16 protein-coding genes are annotated in these 15,262 nt (G+C 62.1%); 5 read left to right on the top strand and 11 right to left on the bottom strand.

What is annotated here, in order from left to right; all coding sequences use genetic code 11:
• Positions 1-14: 14 nt before the first annotated feature.
• From holA to leuS, 3 genes are read right to left on the bottom strand one after another with little or no spacing between them, the layout of a single operon-like run.
• Complete coding sequence (gene holA, locus ACN0WV_RS04220) at positions 15-1,040, bottom strand: DNA polymerase III subunit delta (protein WP_417603986.1); 1,026 nt, start codon at positions 1,038-1,040, stop codon at positions 15-17.
• Complete coding sequence (gene lptE, locus ACN0WV_RS04225) at positions 1,037-1,519, bottom strand: LPS assembly lipoprotein LptE (RefSeq protein ID WP_417603987.1); 483 nt, start codon at positions 1,517-1,519, stop codon at positions 1,037-1,039. Before lptE ends, holA begins: the two co-directional genes overlap by 4 nt.
• Positions 1,509-4,064, bottom strand: coding sequence for a leucine--tRNA ligase (gene leuS / locus ACN0WV_RS04230; protein WP_417603988.1), 2,556 nt, complete (start codon positions 4,062-4,064; stop codon positions 1,509-1,511). The genes lptE and leuS overlap by 11 nt, the downstream gene beginning before the upstream one ends.
• Positions 4,065-4,236: 172 nt before the next feature.
• On the opposite strand from leuS, the gene ACN0WV_RS04235 reads away from it, so the two are divergent.
• Positions 4,237-5,496 (top strand): glycosyltransferase family 4 protein, encoded by a 1,260-nt coding sequence (locus ACN0WV_RS04235; RefSeq protein WP_417603989.1) that lies wholly within the window; start codon positions 4,237-4,239, stop codon positions 5,494-5,496.
• Positions 5,497-5,611: 115 nt separating this feature from the next.
• Here ACN0WV_RS04235 and ACN0WV_RS04240 read toward each other — a convergent pair whose 3' ends face one another.
• The 4 genes from ACN0WV_RS04240 to ACN0WV_RS04255 all read right to left on the bottom strand — a co-directional run bounded on the left by ACN0WV_RS04240 (position 5,612) and on the right by ACN0WV_RS04255 (position 9,321).
• Complete coding sequence (locus tag ACN0WV_RS04240) at positions 5,612-6,382, bottom strand: FadR/GntR family transcriptional regulator (RefSeq protein ID WP_084350468.1); 771 nt, start codon at positions 6,380-6,382, stop codon at positions 5,612-5,614.
• A 226-nt stretch (positions 6,383-6,608) separates the two neighbouring features.
• Complete coding sequence (locus ACN0WV_RS04245) at positions 6,609-7,979, bottom strand: glutamate--cysteine ligase (protein ID WP_417603990.1); 1,371 nt, start codon at positions 7,977-7,979, stop codon at positions 6,609-6,611.
• Positions 7,980-8,048: 69 nt separating this feature from the next.
• Entirely contained in the window at positions 8,049-8,576 is a 528-nt protein-coding gene (locus ACN0WV_RS04250; protein WP_417603991.1) for a hypothetical protein, read from the bottom strand.
• Between the two features lie 22 nt (positions 8,577-8,598).
• The gene (locus tag ACN0WV_RS04255; protein WP_417603992.1) at positions 8,599-9,321 is read right to left on the bottom strand and encodes a 16S rRNA (uracil(1498)-N(3))-methyltransferase; all 723 of its coding nucleotides are present in this window, start codon (positions 9,319-9,321) and stop codon (positions 8,599-8,601) included.
• Between the two features lie 12 nt (positions 9,322-9,333).
• Between ACN0WV_RS04255 and ubiA the strand changes: the two genes are divergently transcribed.
• Genes ubiA through ACN0WV_RS04270 form a run of 3 tightly spaced genes read left to right on the top strand, consistent with a single transcriptional unit; the run spans position 9,334 to position 12,611 of the window.
• Positions 9,334-10,299, top strand: a complete 966-nt coding sequence (ubiA, locus tag ACN0WV_RS04260; RefSeq protein ID WP_417603994.1) for a 4-hydroxybenzoate octaprenyltransferase — start codon at positions 9,334-9,336, stop codon at positions 10,297-10,299.
• A 58-nt stretch (positions 10,300-10,357) separates the two neighbouring features.
• Positions 10,358-12,292, top strand: coding sequence for an OmpA family protein (locus ACN0WV_RS04265; RefSeq protein ID WP_417603995.1), 1,935 nt, complete (start codon positions 10,358-10,360; stop codon positions 12,290-12,292).
• Positions 12,279-12,611, top strand: a complete 333-nt coding sequence (locus ACN0WV_RS04270; RefSeq protein ID WP_084350464.1) for a hypothetical protein — start codon at positions 12,279-12,281, stop codon at positions 12,609-12,611. Before ACN0WV_RS04265 ends, ACN0WV_RS04270 begins: the two co-directional genes overlap by 14 nt.
• A gap of 7 nt (positions 12,612-12,618) precedes the next feature.
• Here the strand turns inward: ACN0WV_RS04270 and ACN0WV_RS04275 are convergent, their stop codons facing one another.
• From ACN0WV_RS04275 to pgsA, 3 genes are read right to left on the bottom strand one after another with little or no spacing between them, the layout of a single operon-like run.
• Positions 12,619-13,059, bottom strand: a complete 441-nt coding sequence (locus ACN0WV_RS04275; RefSeq protein WP_417603997.1) for a molybdenum cofactor biosynthesis protein MoaE — start codon at positions 13,057-13,059, stop codon at positions 12,619-12,621.
• 3 nt (positions 13,060-13,062) lie between these two features.
• Positions 13,063-13,308: a molybdopterin converting factor subunit 1 gene (moaD, locus tag ACN0WV_RS04280; RefSeq protein ID WP_417603999.1), complete on the bottom strand. Its 246-nt coding sequence runs from the start codon at positions 13,306-13,308 to the stop codon at positions 13,063-13,065.
• A 4-nt stretch (positions 13,309-13,312) separates the two neighbouring features.
• Positions 13,313-13,972, bottom strand: a complete 660-nt coding sequence (gene pgsA / locus ACN0WV_RS04285) for a CDP-diacylglycerol--glycerol-3-phosphate 3-phosphatidyltransferase (protein ID WP_084350461.1) — start codon at positions 13,970-13,972, stop codon at positions 13,313-13,315.
• 83 nt (positions 13,973-14,055) lie between these two features.
• Between pgsA and ACN0WV_RS04290 the strand changes: the two genes are divergently transcribed.
• Positions 14,056-14,463: an META domain-containing protein gene (locus tag ACN0WV_RS04290; protein WP_417604000.1), complete on the top strand. Its 408-nt coding sequence runs from the start codon at positions 14,056-14,058 to the stop codon at positions 14,461-14,463.
• On the opposite strand, the gene recO is transcribed toward ACN0WV_RS04290, so the two are convergent.
• Positions 14,426-15,160, bottom strand: a complete 735-nt coding sequence (gene recO / locus ACN0WV_RS04295; protein ID WP_417604001.1) for a DNA repair protein RecO — start codon at positions 15,158-15,160, stop codon at positions 14,426-14,428. The two genes, ACN0WV_RS04290 and recO, sit on opposite strands and share 38 nt — an antisense overlap.
• Between the last annotated feature and the right edge of the window lie 102 nt (positions 15,161-15,262).

Here is a 15,262-nt window from a genome sequence, read left to right on the forward strand (position 1 = left end):
TGGTCAATCCGGTGCTAGCGGCGCGCCAGCATCGACAGCCGAATCAGCACTCGCTCGACCAGCGCCATGGTCGGAGCATGCTGACCGGCAGAGCGAAGTTGCAGTTCTGTATCCGTCAGCATTGTCATCGCTTGTTCCAGCCGCGCGGTGCCCCAGTTTTGCGCCTGACGCATCACACGGTCGCGACGCGGGCCAAACACCGGCGGGCGCAGCTTGCCGATACCCGATCCAGCGCCGCCGGGGTCCGATGCGACCTTGTGCAGGATCTTGAAATGCCGCGTCGCGCCGATCATCAGGGCAACCGCGTTGGTGCCTTGTGACTGCAATCGCGCCATGACCGGGCCAATCTCGCCGGTGCGCGCCTCGGCCACGATGTTCAGGATATCATCCACCTCTGCCTCGGTAGAGCTGGGGGCGCAGGCTGCCACATCCTCGGGCGTTGCGGGTGCATCCTGATCCAGCAGATACAGCGCCAGCTTTTCGACCGTCTGCCGGAAATCGCCGGGATCAAGCTGCCGCGACAGCATCGTCAAAGCCTCCATCGCGTCGGGCGATGGCGCGGGCAGGCCAGAGCGTTTGAGATCCGCCTCAATCTCGGCCCGGCTGGGTGGGTCGTCGTAAATGCCAACTGCATAGGCGTTGGGGTGCCCATCAAAGAGTTTGCGCAAGGCGGATTTCGCGGTTAGCTGCCCGGCGGTGACGATCACCTGCGCATCGCCGGGTTGCCAGTCCTGAAGCGCCGCTGTTACCACCTTGGTGATCCCGTCCGTGGCCTCTTCCAGAAAGGCAACACGCGGACCGGGAAAAAAGCTCTGCGCCTTGATCGCGTCGGACAGTGCCGCGGGGTCCTTGCGCAGATCAGCGGCGGGCAGGCGGGTCAGCCGCATTTCCTCTTCGCCTTGCGGGCCGATCAGGGCGGCAATCACCTGCTGACGTTTCAGCGCGACGCGCATCGCATCCGCGCCAAAGATCAGCAGGCCGGTCTTGGCCGGGTCGGGCTTTGCAAAATAGCCCGCCGCATCGCGCGCGGACAGTTTCATGCCGGCAGGTCCGAGGCCTGAAGAAGCAGCTGATCGACCAGTTGATCCGCGAGAATGATCATCAGCCTTGCGGTGGCGTCGCGTTGCGATGCCCGCGTTGCGACGGTCGATCCGGTGGGCGAATAGGACGAAAAGCTGTCCACCTTGCCGGAGGCCACGACACGTTCATCCGTGTCGGTCAGCGACCAGGTGGCCGATCCCGACAGGTGATAGCGCGAGGTCACGCCTTCAGAGGTTGTCCCAAGGTCGTCCCGTCCGGTCTTGAGCGCATAGCTCAGAGCGTATCTGCCGGTTGGCGCGTGGCCAAGGCGTTCTTCCAGCCGCTGGTTGAGCAGATAGCTGGCCCGGCCACCGGGCGCGTTAAGCCGCACCTGCCCCTGCAAGGCGGATGCGCCGCCGCTTGGCCCGTAGGCGGGCGTGAAGCCGCAGGCCCCGAGGGCCAGCGCAGACAGCAGGAAGAGGCGGCGATCAGACGACAAGGTTGATGATCCGTCCCGGAACCACGATGACTTTCTTCGGTTGGGCACCATCCAGCACCCGCAGCACGGCCTCATGCGCCAGTGCCAGTTTCTCAACTTCGGCTTTGTCGGCGTCCTTGGCAACGGTAATCTCGCCGCGGCGCTTGCCGTTGACCTGAATGGGCAGGGTTATGCTGTCCTCGACCAGCATCGCGTCATCCGCGACGGGCCATGCCGCATTGGCGATCAGGCCCTCGCCGCCCAGCAGTTGCCAGATTTCCTCGGCCAGATGCGGCGTCATCGGTGACATCAGCTGCGCCAGTGCCCGCATGGCCTCGCGTTTCGCCGCCGCTCCGGCCTTGGCCTTGGATAGAACATTGGTGAAGGCATAAAGCCGCGCGATAGAGGCGTTGAAGCCGAAGCTTTCCACACCCATCGTCACATCGTGAATGGCCTTGTGCATCTCTCGCAGGAGGGCTTCGTCCCCGTCCTGTGGGCCGGTCTGGTCCCCGGCGATTTCTGCGGCGATGCGGTAGACGCGGGCAAGGTGCTTGCTGGCGGCCTCGGCACCGCTGGCGGTCCATTCCACGTCGCGTTCCGGGGGCGAGTCGCTCAGCACGAACCAGCGCGCGGTATCGGCACCGTATTGCTGGACGATCTGCACCGGATCGACGACGTTGTTCTTGGACTTGGACATCTTGGCCGACGGGATGATCTCTACCTCGGTGCCGTCCTTCAGAATCCCTTTGCCGTCACGCAGATCCACATCTTCGGGGTAGTGATAGACCGGGCGGCCGTTTTCGTCGCGCGTCTGATAGATCGCATGTGTGACCATGCCTTGCGTGAACAGCGCGTTGAACGGCTCGGCGCATTTTTCGGGCAGGTGACCGGTCTGGATCATCGCACGCGCGAAGAAACGCGAATACAGCAGGTGCAGGATCGCGTGTTCGATACCGCCGATATACTGGTCGACATTCATCCAGTATTCGGCCTCGGCCATATCTGTGGGCGTGGTGGCACGCGGTGCGGTGAAGCGCGCGAAATACCACGAACTGTCCACGAATGTGTCCATCGTATCGGTTTCGCGCTGCGCCGCCGCGCCACATTTCGGGCAGGTGCAATCGCGCCAGGTCGGGTGACGATCCAGAGGGTTGCCCGGCACGTCAAAGCTGACATCATCGGGCAGTTTGATCGGCAGGTTTTCCTTGGCCTCGGGCACGACGCCGCATGTTTCGCAATGCACGACGGGGATCGGGCACCCCCAATAGCGTTGACGGCTGAGACCCCAGTCGCGCAGGCGGAACTTGGTGACGCCCTGACCCACGCCATTTGCTTCGCAGAAATCGACGGCGGCATCTACGGCCTCATCGCCTGTCTGAACCTCTGTGCCTGCGATCAGACGGGTATAGCGGACCTGTTCGGTCTTTGCGGGCACGAACGGGTCTGCCTGAATGTCATGCGCGCCTTCGAGCGGCAGGAAGGTATCCACGATCGGCAGATCGTATTTCACACAGAAATCATGGTCGCGCTGGTCGTGCCCCGGGCAGCCGAAAATTGCGCCGGTGCCGTAATCCATCAGGATGAAGTTGGCGATATAGACCGGCAGCTCCCAGCCGTTATCAAAGGGATGCATGACCTTGAGGCCGGTATCATAGCCCTTTTTCTCAGCCGTCTCCAACGCCTCGGCGGTTGTGCCGCCGCGGCGCGCATCGGCGCAAAAGGCGGCAATTTCAGGGTTTTCACGCTCCAGCTGCTTGGCCAGCGGGTGATCGGGCGAGACACCAACGAAAGACGCCCCCATCAGCGTGTCGGGGCGTGTGGTGTAAACCTCGACCCGGTCCATGCCATGCGGTCCGTCGATCAGACTGAAGCTGAACTGAAGCCCGCGCGATTTGCCGATCCAGTTGGCTTGCATCAACTTCACTTTGGCGGGCCAGTCATCCAGCCCGTCCAGCGCGTCCAACAGCTCTTCCGACATGTCTGAAATCTTGAAGAACCACTGCGTCAGCTCGCGGCGTTCCACCTCGGCACCCGACCGCCAGCCCTTGCCGTCGATCACCTGTTCATTGGCCAGCACCGTCATGTCCACCGGATCCCAGTTGACCACGGCGTTCTTGCGATAGACCAGTCCGCTATCCAGCATATCAATGAACAGCGCCTGCTGCTGACCGTAATATTCCGGATCGCAGGTCGCGAACATCCGGGTCCAGTCCAGAGACCAGCCCATCGGCTTCATCTGCTCAACCATCGTGTCGATGTTGGAATAGGTCCAGTCCTTGGGGTGACCGCCGATCGCCATGGCGGCGTTTTCGGCAGGCATTCCGAACGCGTCAAACCCCATCGGATGCAGAACGTTATGCCCGGTGGACAGCTTGTACCGCGCGATCACGTCGCCCATCGTGTAGTTGCGCACATGGCCGATATGGATGCGCCCGGACGGGTAGGGGAACATTTCGAGCACATAGTATTTCGGCTTGTCGCCCTCCCGCGTGGCGGTGAAGGTTCCGGCCTCTTCCCAGGCCTGTTGCCATTTCGGCTCGATTTCGGCGGGGGTGTAGCGGGACATGTGGGGATTCCTTTGGGCAGGCGGGCGTCTTTGCAGTCGCATGGGTGATAGGACCATGGGGCGTCCGGGTAAAGTGCCTCTGGGCAAATCGGTTCGGCCCGGCTCGTAGAGTTTGCCTCTTTCCGGCAGCCGGATATAACAGGGCGGTGTCGGTTTGCAGGAAATTATTGCCATGAAGATATTGCTGATCCACCAGAATTTCCCCGGTCAGTACAAGCATATTGCGCCGGTTCTGGTGCAGATGGGGCATCAGATCGTGGCGCTGACACCCAAGGTGGACAAACCTGTGAAATGGCAGGGGGTGCAGGTCATCCCCTACAAGATCACCGGTGCGTCGTCGCGCGATATTCATCCCTGGCTGTCCGACTTCGAGACAAAACTGTTGCGCGGCCACAGCTGTTACGCTGCGGCGATGGCGCTGAAGGCGCAGGGGTTCGAGCCTGACATGATCCTGGCCCATCACGGCTGGGGCGAAAGCCTGTTTCTCAAAGATGTGTGGCCGGGTGCACGTCTGGGTCTGTATTGCGAGCTTTACCACCTGTCCGCGCAACCGTTTCTGGGGTTCGATCCGGAATTCCCGACGCCTGCTGCCGAACAGGACGCGCTGCGGATCCGGCTGAAAAACCTCAACAACCGGTTGCATTCCGAAGTGATCGATCTGGGTATCAGCCCGACGCAGTTTCAGGCCGATACCTTCCCCGACCATTACCGCAAGCGTATCACGGTGGTGCATGACGGGGTGAATACCGAGGATGTAAAGCCCGACCCGGCGGCAAGGCTGGAGGTGACGGGCGGTCGCGTCCTGACCCGTGACGACGAGGTTGTGACCTTCATCAACCGCAATCTGGAACCCTATCGCGGCTATCACATCTTCATGCGCGCGCTGCCGCAGATCTTGAAACGGCGGCCAGAGGCGCAGGTGGTGATGCTGGGCGGCGATGAGGTCAGCTATGGCGCGCGCGCGCCTGCGGGCAAGACATGGAAGCAGATCTATATTGACGAGGTGCGCGGGCAGATTTCAGATGAGGACTGGGCGCGGGTGCATTTCCTTGGCCGCGTGCCCTATGACCGCTTCCTGTCGATGATGCAGGTCAGCAGGGCGCATGTGTACCTGACCTATCCGTTTGTCCTGTCCTGGTCGCTGCTGGAATCGATGGCCTGCGAAAGCGCAATTCTGGCGAGCGATACGGCACCTGTGAAAGAGGTCCTGACCGAGGGCGAAACCGGCTGGATGGTGGATTTCTTCGACAAGGACGCTTTGGTCGACAGACTCTGCGAATTGCTGGACGACCCGGAGACGCGGACGCGCATGGGCAAGGCCGCACGAGAACTCGTGGTGGAGCACTATGATTTGCGCAAGGTCTGCCTGCCGAAGCAATTAAAATGGGTGGAAAAATTGTCCCGAACGGAGCCGCGTGCGCCAACGGACTGATGCGCTTGTTGCCTGAAACAGACCGGGTTTGCGGGCGATGCCATAAGCACCGCTGCCGGAGGTGACGCGATGACAAAGCCCACCGGTTGATTTGCCAAGCCGGGATGCGCCGAGGTCAAGTGCGGCTTTGTTCGTGTTCAAAGCGCTGGCGGGCGATTTCTTCATTGCGTTCGGCCTTGCGATGCTCGGTCAAGGCGCTCTCGACGTAATTCAGATGGTCTTCTACCGCCTTGCGCGCGGCATCAGGATCGCGGGCCTGAAGGGCGTTGTTGATCTGACGATGCTGGTCCAGCAGCGTTTCACGCGTGGTCCGTCGTTGGAACATGATCCGGCGATTGTAGAACACGCCTTCGCGCAACAGCTGATACATCGACCGCATCATGTGCAGCATGATAACGTTGTGACTGGATTCGATGATGGCGAGGTGGAAATCCGCATCGAGTCCTGCCTCGTCACTCGGATCGCGCTTGGCATGGGCGGCCTGCATCTTGTCGAAAACCGATTGGATGACTTTCAGATCTGTGTCCGATGCCAGGCGCGCGGCGCGCTCTGCCGCCAATCCTTCCATGTCACGGCGGAACGACAGGTAATCGAACACCGCCTCATCATGTGTCGCAAAGAGCTTTATCAGCGCATCCGAGAAGGCAGAGCCCAGCACGTCGGCCACATAAATACCGGCACCGGCGCGACTGGCCAGAAGACCACGGTTTTGCAGGTCCGCTGCCGCCTCGCGCAGCGATGGCCGTGACACGCCAAGCCGCTCCGACAACTCACGCTCGGGGGGCAAGCGTTCGCCGGGGCGCAATACGCCGCGCAGGATCAGCTTTTCGATCTGTCGCGCGACCGACGTTGATAGCTTTTCTGGCTGAACCTTCTGGAATGGCATCTGCTGACCTCTTCGGGAATTGGTTAAACAATATGACCGCTGTCAGTTGCGCGCAAGCGGATCGCACCGCCGTGTTCCGGGAGGGGTTGGACGTTCCATGAAGGTTGCGCCGCATCTGTTGCGCCCCGGCCCCCTTTGCGGTTCATCTTGATCGCGCCTGGCAATATAGCGTCGCAAGATCGCGCAGCCCCCATGATTTGGGGTGCTGTGGCATGTCGCGGCGGCGTCAGTAGCTGTATTGAGCGTAAACGCGCGTCAGATCGCCGTCCCAGTCACCTGCATAATGCTCAAGCAACTCGTCCGCGGGGGTTTTGCCAGATTCGACGCTTTCCTTCAGGGCATTCAGGAAATGGGTTTCATCAGGCACCAGCCCACCTGCGCCGGGGCGCGCGCGGGCTTTCAGTCCGGCTTCGGCAATCTCCACGGTCTGACGGGCCAAGTCATGCATGTCGATCCCCCCGACCTTGGCCTGAAGCGCGTCCTGCGAGGCGGCCACGCGCAAAGCCTCGCGGGTTTCGGCGTCCCAGTCCTTTGCAAGATCCCAGGCGGCATCCAGCGCGGTCTGATCGTAGAGCAGCCCGACCCAGTAGGCGGGCAGCGCACAAAGCCTGCGCCACGGGCCGCCATCGGCACCGCGCATCTCAAGGAATTTCTTGACCCGTGCTTCGGGGAAAATCGTGGTCAGGTGGTCGGCCCAATCCGACAGGGTCGGGATTTCGCCGGGCAGGGCGGGCAGTTCGCCTTTCAGGAAATCGCGGAAGGACTGGCCAAGCGCGTCAATATACTTGCCGTCGCGGTAGACGAAATACATCGGCACATCGAGCGCATAATCCACCCAGGCCTCGAACCCGAAACCATCGTCAAAGACAAATGGCAGCGTGCCGGTGCGGTCCGGGTCAAGGTCACGCCAGATCCGGCTGCGCCAGCTTTTGTGGCCATTGGGGCGGCCTTCGAAGAACGGTGAATTGGCAAAAAGCGCTGTCGCTACGGGTTGCAGGGCGAGGGCCACGCGCATCTTCTTGACCATGTCCGCCTCGGACGAGAAGTCGAGGTTCACCTGCACGGTGCAGGTCCGGTACATCATGGATTTGCCCATGGTGCCGACGCGGTCCATGTATTCGTTCATCAGCCGGTACCGGCCCTTGGGCATCATCGGCATTTCGTCATGCGTCCAGATCGGGGCCGCGCCCAGACCGATGAACCCCACGCCGACCGCATCGGCGATGTCTTTCACGTCGCGCAGGTGGGCGTTCACCTCGTCGCAGGTCTCGTGGATGGTTTCCAGCGGTGCGCCGGACAATTCAAGTTGGCCGCCGGGTTCCAGACTGACATTGGCACCGTCCTTTTCCAGCCCGATCAGCTTACCTGCCTCTTCGACAGGGGCCCAGCCGTGGCGGTCGCGCAGACCCTCCAGCATCGCCAGAATGGACCGTTCGCCCTCATATGGCAGGGGTTTCAGCGTGTCCTTGCAGTAGCCGAATTTCTCGTGCTCGGTGCCGATGCGCCAGTCCTCTTTCGGCTTGCAGCCGGAGGCGAGGTAGTCTGTCAGCTGATCTTTGTGTTCAACCGGGCCGCCGCCGGACTGTGGAATGGACATTTGGCAAGGCTCCGAATTGCAGGGTCTGTTCGTGTCAGATCACAGGGATGGGGGGAAATGGCGGGGCTGTCAATGCAGCCGGGCGGATGGGCGGGGCATGTCGGCGCGGTGCCAGATCATAATGCGCTCGGTGCCACCGGCCTGCATTTGCCGCAACATATGTTCCGTACGGATGCCGGGAAGGGCGGCAAATGCATCGAACAACGCATCGGCACCGGCAGCGCCCAGCGGGATGTGCAGGTCAGGTTCGCCGCGTCGCGACAAGACCCAATGCGGGGGCTTCGATCCCGGATCTATGGCCAGCGAGCGCAGATCGGCCAGGTCGGCAATGCCGCCCGACAATGGCCCGAAATAAGAAATCCGGCCCTCGTCGATCTGCACCACGCCCGGCGCGACCTCCTTGGTGCGAAAGCGCGCACGCTGCACGCCCATGACGGTCAGTGCGATGCCGATCAGCAGCACCGGATACCCCATCCAGTTGAGAAGGCCCCAAAGGTTGACGACCCAATGCAGACCAAGTGCGGCCACCGCGACCCCGGTGATGGTTTCGCGCCAGCGCCAAAGCGCGGCCTTGGCCTCGCGGCGCAGCAGGGTCATGTCGCAGCCTTGGCGCGCGACGTCATTGCCAGTCCCCCAGCGCCATTTGCCAAAGCGTCATCGCGGCCACGGCTGCGGTGTCGGCGCGCAGGATGCGGGGACCAAGACTGACGACATGCGCTTGCGGCAGAGCGGACAGGCGCGCGCGCTCTGCTTCGGAAAATCCCCCCTCGGGACCGATGAGAATCGCCCAAGGGCCGGGCGTCGCTTTGGCGAGCCGCGTGGCCGCGCCGGCCTCGGCCTCATTGCAGAACATCAACTGGCGATCCGCGGGCCAGTCGTCCAGAACGGCGTCCAGCTTGGCCAGATCGGTGACTTCGGGCACGAATGTTCCGCCGCATTGTTCGGCGGCCTCGACGGCATGGGCTTGCAGCCGATCCTGCCGAATTCGTTCGGAATTGGTGAAGCGCGTCTGGACGGGCATGATCCGCGCGGCGCCCATCTCTGCCGCCTTTTCAACGATGAAATCGGTGCGGGCCTTCTTGATCGGGGCAAAGAGCAGCCACAGGTCGGGCGGGTTGCGCTGCGGCGCGGTCTGCGCGCGGCAAACCAGCACGCCGTTGCGCTTGTTGGCGACCGCCACATCGGTGCGCCACTCGCCATCCTGCCCGTTGAACACAAGCACACCGTCGCCCACGGCTAGCCGCATCACCGCAAATAGGTAATGTGCCTGGTCGCGCGTCAGGGCGAGTGATTGCCCTTCCCCCAGCGGGTGATCTACATAGAGCCGTATCTTTGCCGTCATGGAGCGCAACATATGCCCGACCAACCGCCGATGCCAGAGGCCGAAGGACAGGTTTCCGACGCCGTGCGCGGCAATTGGGTGGACAGGCTCGCCCCCAAACCCGCACGTCCCTATTTCCGGCTCAGCCGTCTGGACCGCCCGATCGGCACATGGCTGCTGCTTTTGCCGTGCTGGTGGGGGCTGTTGCTGGCGATGCTGTCGGACGGGCAGACGCGGTGGGAGGATCTGTGGATCTTTGCGGGTTGCGGCATCGGTGCGATTCTGATGCGCGGCGCGGGCTGCACATGGAACGACATCACCGACCGTCATATCGACGGCTCCGTGGTGCGCACGGCGTCGCGGCCGATCCCATCGGGGCAGGTCAGCGTCGGCCAAGCGCTGGCTTGGCTGGCGGCGCAGGCGCTGGTGGCCTTCGCCATCCTGCTCAGCTTTCATCCGATGGCGATCCTGCTTGGCGTGATCGCATTGGGGCCTGTGGCGATCTACCCGTTTGCCAAACGCTTCACATGGTGGCCGCAGGTGTTTCTGGGCATCGCCTTCAACTGGGGCGCGTTGCTGGCCTGGACCGCGCATCGCGGTGTTCTGGAATGGCCCGCGGTGATCCTGTATCTGTCGGGGATGGCGTGGACGCTGTTTTATGACACGATCTATGCCCATCAGGACGCCGAGGATGACGCGCTGATCGGGGTAAAATCCACCGCGCGCCTGTTCGGCGAGACCAGCCCGAAATGGCTGGCGCGCTTTATGAAGCTCAGCGTGGCCCTGATGGTGCTGGCCATCCTTGCCGCGATTCCGCGCGCAGAGACGCTGACGCTGGTCGTGGCCATCGCAGGCGCGCTTGGCTTTGTCGGGCATATGCTGTGGCAGTTGCGCCTTTTCGACCCCGACGACAATGACCGGCTGCTGATGTTGTTCCGGTCCAACCGAAATGCCGGCCTGCTGCCTGTGCTGTTTTTCGCCGTAGCGCTTTTCGCGTGATTGCACCCCTCCGGCGCTGGCTGTATCAGAAGCCAACTCCACGCTGCTTGGAATGCCCATGCGTTTGTCAAAGTTGTTCATTTCGCTATTGGCCTTTGGCCTCGCGGCATTGCTTTGTCTGGTCGCGGCCTACTTTTCTGTCCGTGTCATCGAAAACAATTCCATCAAAGAGGTGCGTCAGGAACTCGACAAGGCCGCACTGACCTGGGCGGATGTGGATTCCGACGGGTTGCAGATTTTCCTGATCGGCACGGCCCCGACCGAAGCCGCCCGCTTTGATGCGCTCAGCGCCGCCGGTCGCGTGGTCGATGCCTCTCGGGTGCTGGATCAGATGGGCGTGGCCGACACGGCCGATCTGGCACCGCCCCGGTTCTCGGTCGAGATCCTGCGCAACGATGCCGGTATCTCGTTGATCGGTCTGGTCCCGGCCAGCACTGACCGGGAGGCATTGCTGTCCCAGGTCCGCGACATCGCCGATGATCCGGGTCAGGTGTCCGATCTTCTGGAAGTTGCCAGCTTCGATGCGCCGGACGGATGGGCCGATGCGCTGCGTTTCAGCCTGTGGGCGTTGGAAGATCTGCCGCGATCCAAAATCTCTGTCGGGGCGGATCAGGTGCAGATTACCGCGATGACTGACAGCGATGCCACGCGCCGCAAGATGGAAAGCGATCTGGTGCGCCGGGCGGGTGACAAGGTCACCTTGTCGCTGGATCTGTCTGCCCCGCGCCCGGTGATCAGCCCCTTCACACTGCGATTCCTGATCGAAGACGGCAAAGCCAAATTCGATGCCTGCTCTGCCGGGACCGAGGAGGGGCGTGACCGTATCCTTGCCGCTGCAAATGCTGCCGGGCTGAACGAAAAGGCCAGCTGCACGATCGGACTGGGCATTCCGTCCAAGACCTGGCCACAGGCCGCGGAGCTGGCAATCAACGCGCTGGCCGAGGTCGGCGGCGGCAGCGTCACCTTCTCGGATGCCGATATTTCGCTGCTTGTGCCCGAAGGCACGGATCGCGGGGTGTTCGATCATGTGGTCGGAGAGCTGGAGAACGCGCTGCCGGAGGTTTTCGCACTGACGGCAGTGCTGCCCGAAACGCCGGACGAGGGCGAACAGGGACCGCCCGAGTTCGTTGCCACCCTCAGCCCCGAAGGTGCCGTGCAGATGCGCGGCCGGGTTGCCGGCGCGTTGGAACGCCAGACCGCCGAAAGCTATGCGAAGGCACGGTTCGGCAGCGGCGCGTCCCGCATGTCCGCCCGCATCGACGAGACGCTTCCCGCCTCGTGGTCGGTCCGCGTTCTGGCCGGGCTGGAAGCGCTGGCGCAACTTAAAAACGGCGCGGTCACGATCACGCCCGACACATTCGTGGTTGCGGGCGATACCGGACTGGTCGACGCCAACGCGACGATTGCGCAATTGTTGTCGACCAAGCTGGGTGAAGGTGCCGATTTCGACATCAAGGTGACCTACCTCGAAAAGCTTGATCCGACGCTGGGTATACCTACCCCCGATGAATGCGAGGCGGGCATCGTCGAGATTATCGGCAACCGCAAGATCAGCTTTGAGCCCGGCGCGTCGACCTTTGACAGTGCGGCCAAGGACATCCTGGACGATATTGCCGAACTGTTGAAGAAATGCGGTGACATCCCGCTTGAGATCGGCGGACATACCGATAGTCAGGGCCGCGAAACGATGAACCAGCAGCTTAGTCAGGAACGCGCGCAAGCGGTGCTGGATGCGCTGCGCAACCGCCGGGTCCTGACCGCCTCATACCGGGCGGTGGGCTACGGTGAAGACCAGCCGATCGCCGATAATGGCAGTGCCGACGGACGCGAAGCCAACCGCCGGATTGAATTCAAACTGGTCCGGCCGGACGTGACAGAAGAAGATGCCGAATCTCAGGACGGTTCCGAGACAGAGACAGAGGCCGACGCAGAGACAGAGGCCGACGCGGCCGCAGACCAGAACGAGGAGACCCAAGAGGATGAACAGAACTGAATTTGTGGTGGCCACGGCCATCATTCTGTTCGTGGCATTTTGCATGGGTTGGTTTGCCAATTGGTTGCTGCACCGCTTCACCCGCGTTTCCAAATCGGATGTCGATGAATTGGAACGGATGAGCCAGGAATTGCACGATGCGGAAGAGACCCGCGATCAGGCCATCACCTATCTGCAACAGCGCGAAGCTGAACTGACCAACCAGTTGGCGCAGTCAGAGGCAGAGCGCAGCGCCGCAATGGAAGGTCTGCGTGATGCGCGCTACGAATCCGAAGAGCTTCGCGCCTATGTCGAACGGATGAGCCAAGGCAAAAGCTGAGGCGTTGCTACCAGCGGGTCAGCGCGTCCTCATCGGCATCCTTGGCCGCGACCCATTCGGCCCCGTCCTTGCCGATCTCTTTTTTCCAGAAGGGTGCCCGTGATTTCAGGTAATCCATCAAGAATTCCGCCGCCTCAAACGCGTCGGCGCGGTGGGGGGCGGCCGTTGCAACCATCATGATCATCTCGCCCGGCACCATGCGCCCATAGCGGTGAATCACCAGCGCATCGCCCAGTGACCAGCGGGTGACGGCCTCTGTCGCGATCTTTTCCAGCGCCTTCGCGGTCATGCCGGGGTAGTGCTCGATCTCCATGGCAGACAGATCACCGGAGATGTCACGCACGATGCCGGTAAATGTGACCACAGCCCCCATATCGTGCCGATCCGTCGCAAATGCAGCGGCCTCTGCACCGAAATCGAATGGCTTTTCCTGCACAACGATGCGCATTGCCTAGCCTCCGGTCATCGGGGGAAAGAACGCGACCTCGCGCACACCGGTCAGAGAGGCATCGAAATCCGACAGTTCCTGATCCAAAGCCACCCGCAGCGCGGATATGTCGGCAAAGGCAGCGGCATAGCGGTCTTCGCGCCCACTCAGTTCAGCAACCAGTTCGGTCACTGTGCTTGCCTGCGTTTCGACGGTTTCCTTTGGAATGCCGATGCGCTCGCGCACCCATGCAAAATACAGCACATCCATGTCATCAATCCTTCAGAAAGGGGACCGCCTTGCGGAAATAGTCCCAACCGGTGATCAGCGTCAGGGTTGCAGCAACCCAAAGCAACGCGACCCCGAGATTTCCGGCCCAGATCATCCCCTGATATTTCCAGCGTAATCCCAGCACATCCTCTTCGCGGCCCGCCATGATTTCCTCGAACAGCGGCTGGTCCAGCCCGAAGGTCGACATGCCGAGATAATGCTCGAACACGCCTTGCGCGAACAGCACCGAGATCGCCACCATCTGCGCGGTGGTTTTCCACTTGGCCAGCTTCGTCACCTTCAGCGTGCCCGCCGTGTCGCCCAGAAACTCGCGCAGACCCGAGACAAAGACCTCGCGGAACAGAATCACCGTCGCAGGCAACACCAGCCAGGGCGACATCGAGGAATACCCTACGATCACCATCAGCGCGATCACCACCATCGCCTTGTCGGCAATCGGGTCCAGCATGGTGCCAAGCTTGGTGACCTGTTTCCACGTGCGCGCCAAATGCCCGTCAAACCAGTCTGTCACGGCGGCCGCAATGAACAGCACCAGAGCGAACCAGTCGGCATAGGGGCGCGTGAAGTACAGGAACATCACGGCAATGCCGGGCGCGGCCAGCAGGCGCAAAACGGTCAGAATATTGGGCAACGTCCATTTCATGCCTTAGCTCTAGCGCGGTTGACCGGGACAGGGAAGAGCGGTGCTGAATTGCATCCCTGAAAGAATCGGATAACGTGCCTGATATGCACAAACTCCTGCTTGTTCCGCTCTTGGCTCTGGCCGCCTGTGATCAGGATGAAACGCTTGTGTCCTATGGTGGCGCAGGCACGTGGCGTCTGTCTGCCATGGATGGCGCCGATTACAGCGCCGAGGCGACGATGACTTTGGGCACCGCTGGCGCGGTCACCGGCAAAGCCCCCTGCAACAGCTGGAGCGCGACGCAGTCCGCGCCCTATCCGTGGTTTGATCTGTCACCGATCATATCGACCCGGCGCGCCTGCCCTGAACTTCAGGCCGAAACCGCCTTTTTCACGGCGCTGTCGCAGATGACACTGTCCGAGGTTGCGGGCGACACGTTGCTTCTGACCAATGATGCCGGGCGCGAAATGATTTTCACTGCTGTCGCGCCCGACGCTGAAGCGCCTCGATGAAGCGTGCCCGCGCTGCGGGCAACGGCTTGTGCAGCATATCTGCGGCGATGCGATGGGCCAGGAAATGCCCTGTCGTACCAAGCGCCAGCGCCACCTCGCCATCCTCGGCACTGCCTTGCCCCCGCAAAACCGGCGGCAATGGTAACATGCGGTCCGCCCATTCGCCCGCGCCTTTGGCCGATACCGCCCGACCGGACCGCGGCGAGACATGGATCAGCCCCTCGGTTGTCCCCGTCACCGCGCACACCCGCAGATCAAGACCAAAGCCCAGTTCTTCCAGCAGCGACATCTCCCACCGCATATAGGCCAGCGGCCAAATCTGGGGCTGGTCCAGCAGGTCCAGCAAAGTCTCGGTGTCGCGGTACAGCGCCGGATGGGCCTCACGCTCGGGCAGGCAGAACAGCAACAGCGTCGTCACGGCGTTCAGCCCTGCCAGCATCAACCGATCCGACATCGCCTCATGCGCCCGCCCGCGCATCGGCTCGACCGTGAAGCTGCCCAGCTGATCCTCCAGCCGCGCCCGCCATGCAAGATCAAGCTGCGCGCCGGGTTGCAGCAGCGGGGCCATCCTGCGACTGGACGCACCGCGCAAGACACCGGCATGCCGCCCGCGCTCCGGCGTAAAGACCTCCAGAATGGCGCTTGTCTCGCCATGCCTGCGGGCCGAAAGCAATATGCCTGTGTCGCGCCAATCCATCTGTACGAATGTGCTGCAATCCGTGCCGCCTGCAAGCGGGTTCTTATCCGCCGCACCGCTTCAGCCCGGGCGTATGTTACCGCGCAAAAACGCCCCTGTCTT

The sequence above is a fragment of the Primorskyibacter flagellatus genome (assembly GCF_048268605.1).
Lineage (GTDB): Bacteria > Pseudomonadota > Alphaproteobacteria > Rhodobacterales > Rhodobacteraceae > Primorskyibacter > Primorskyibacter flagellatus.

Coding starts and splice junctions, on each gene's coding strand:
- ACN0WV_RS04265 (WP_417603995.1), top strand. CDS start 10,358: ATGCGTTTGTCAAAGTTGTTCATTTCGCTATTGGCCTTTGGCCTCGCG.
- ACN0WV_RS04235 (WP_417603989.1), top strand. CDS start 4,237: ATGAAGATATTGCTGATCCACCAGAATTTCCCCGGTCAGTACAAGCAT.
- ubiA (WP_417603994.1), top strand. CDS start 9,334: ATGCCCGACCAACCGCCGATGCCAGAGGCCGAAGGACAGGTTTCCGAC.
- holA (WP_417603986.1), bottom strand. CDS start 1,040: ATGAAACTGTCCGCGCGCGATGCGGCGGGCTATTTTGCAAAGCCCGAC.
- moaD (WP_417603999.1), bottom strand. CDS start 13,308: ATGGATGTGCTGTATTTTGCATGGGTGCGCGAGCGCATCGGCATTCCA.
- ACN0WV_RS04245 (WP_417603990.1), bottom strand. CDS start 7,979: ATGTCCATTCCACAGTCCGGCGGCGGCCCGGTTGAACACAAAGATCAG.
- recO (WP_417604001.1), bottom strand. CDS start 15,160: ATGGATTGGCGCGACACAGGCATATTGCTTTCGGCCCGCAGGCATGGC.
- ACN0WV_RS04250 (WP_417603991.1), bottom strand. CDS start 8,576: ATGACCCTGCTGCGCCGCGAGGCCAAGGCCGCGCTTTGGCGCTGGCGC.
- ACN0WV_RS04290 (WP_417604000.1), top strand. CDS start 14,056: ATGCACAAACTCCTGCTTGTTCCGCTCTTGGCTCTGGCCGCCTGTGAT.
- ACN0WV_RS04275 (WP_417603997.1), bottom strand. CDS start 13,059: ATGCGCATCGTTGTGCAGGAAAAGCCATTCGATTTCGGTGCAGAGGCC.
- ACN0WV_RS04270 (WP_084350464.1), top strand. CDS start 12,279: ATGAACAGAACTGAATTTGTGGTGGCCACGGCCATCATTCTGTTCGTG.
- ACN0WV_RS04255 (WP_417603992.1), bottom strand. CDS start 9,321: ATGACGGCAAAGATACGGCTCTATGTAGATCACCCGCTGGGGGAAGGG.
- ACN0WV_RS04240 (WP_084350468.1), bottom strand. CDS start 6,382: ATGCCATTCCAGAAGGTTCAGCCAGAAAAGCTATCAACGTCGGTCGCG.
- pgsA (WP_084350461.1), bottom strand. CDS start 13,972: ATGAAATGGACGTTGCCCAATATTCTGACCGTTTTGCGCCTGCTGGCC.
- leuS (WP_417603988.1), bottom strand. CDS start 4,064: ATGTCCCGCTACACCCCCGCCGAAATCGAGCCGAAATGGCAACAGGCC.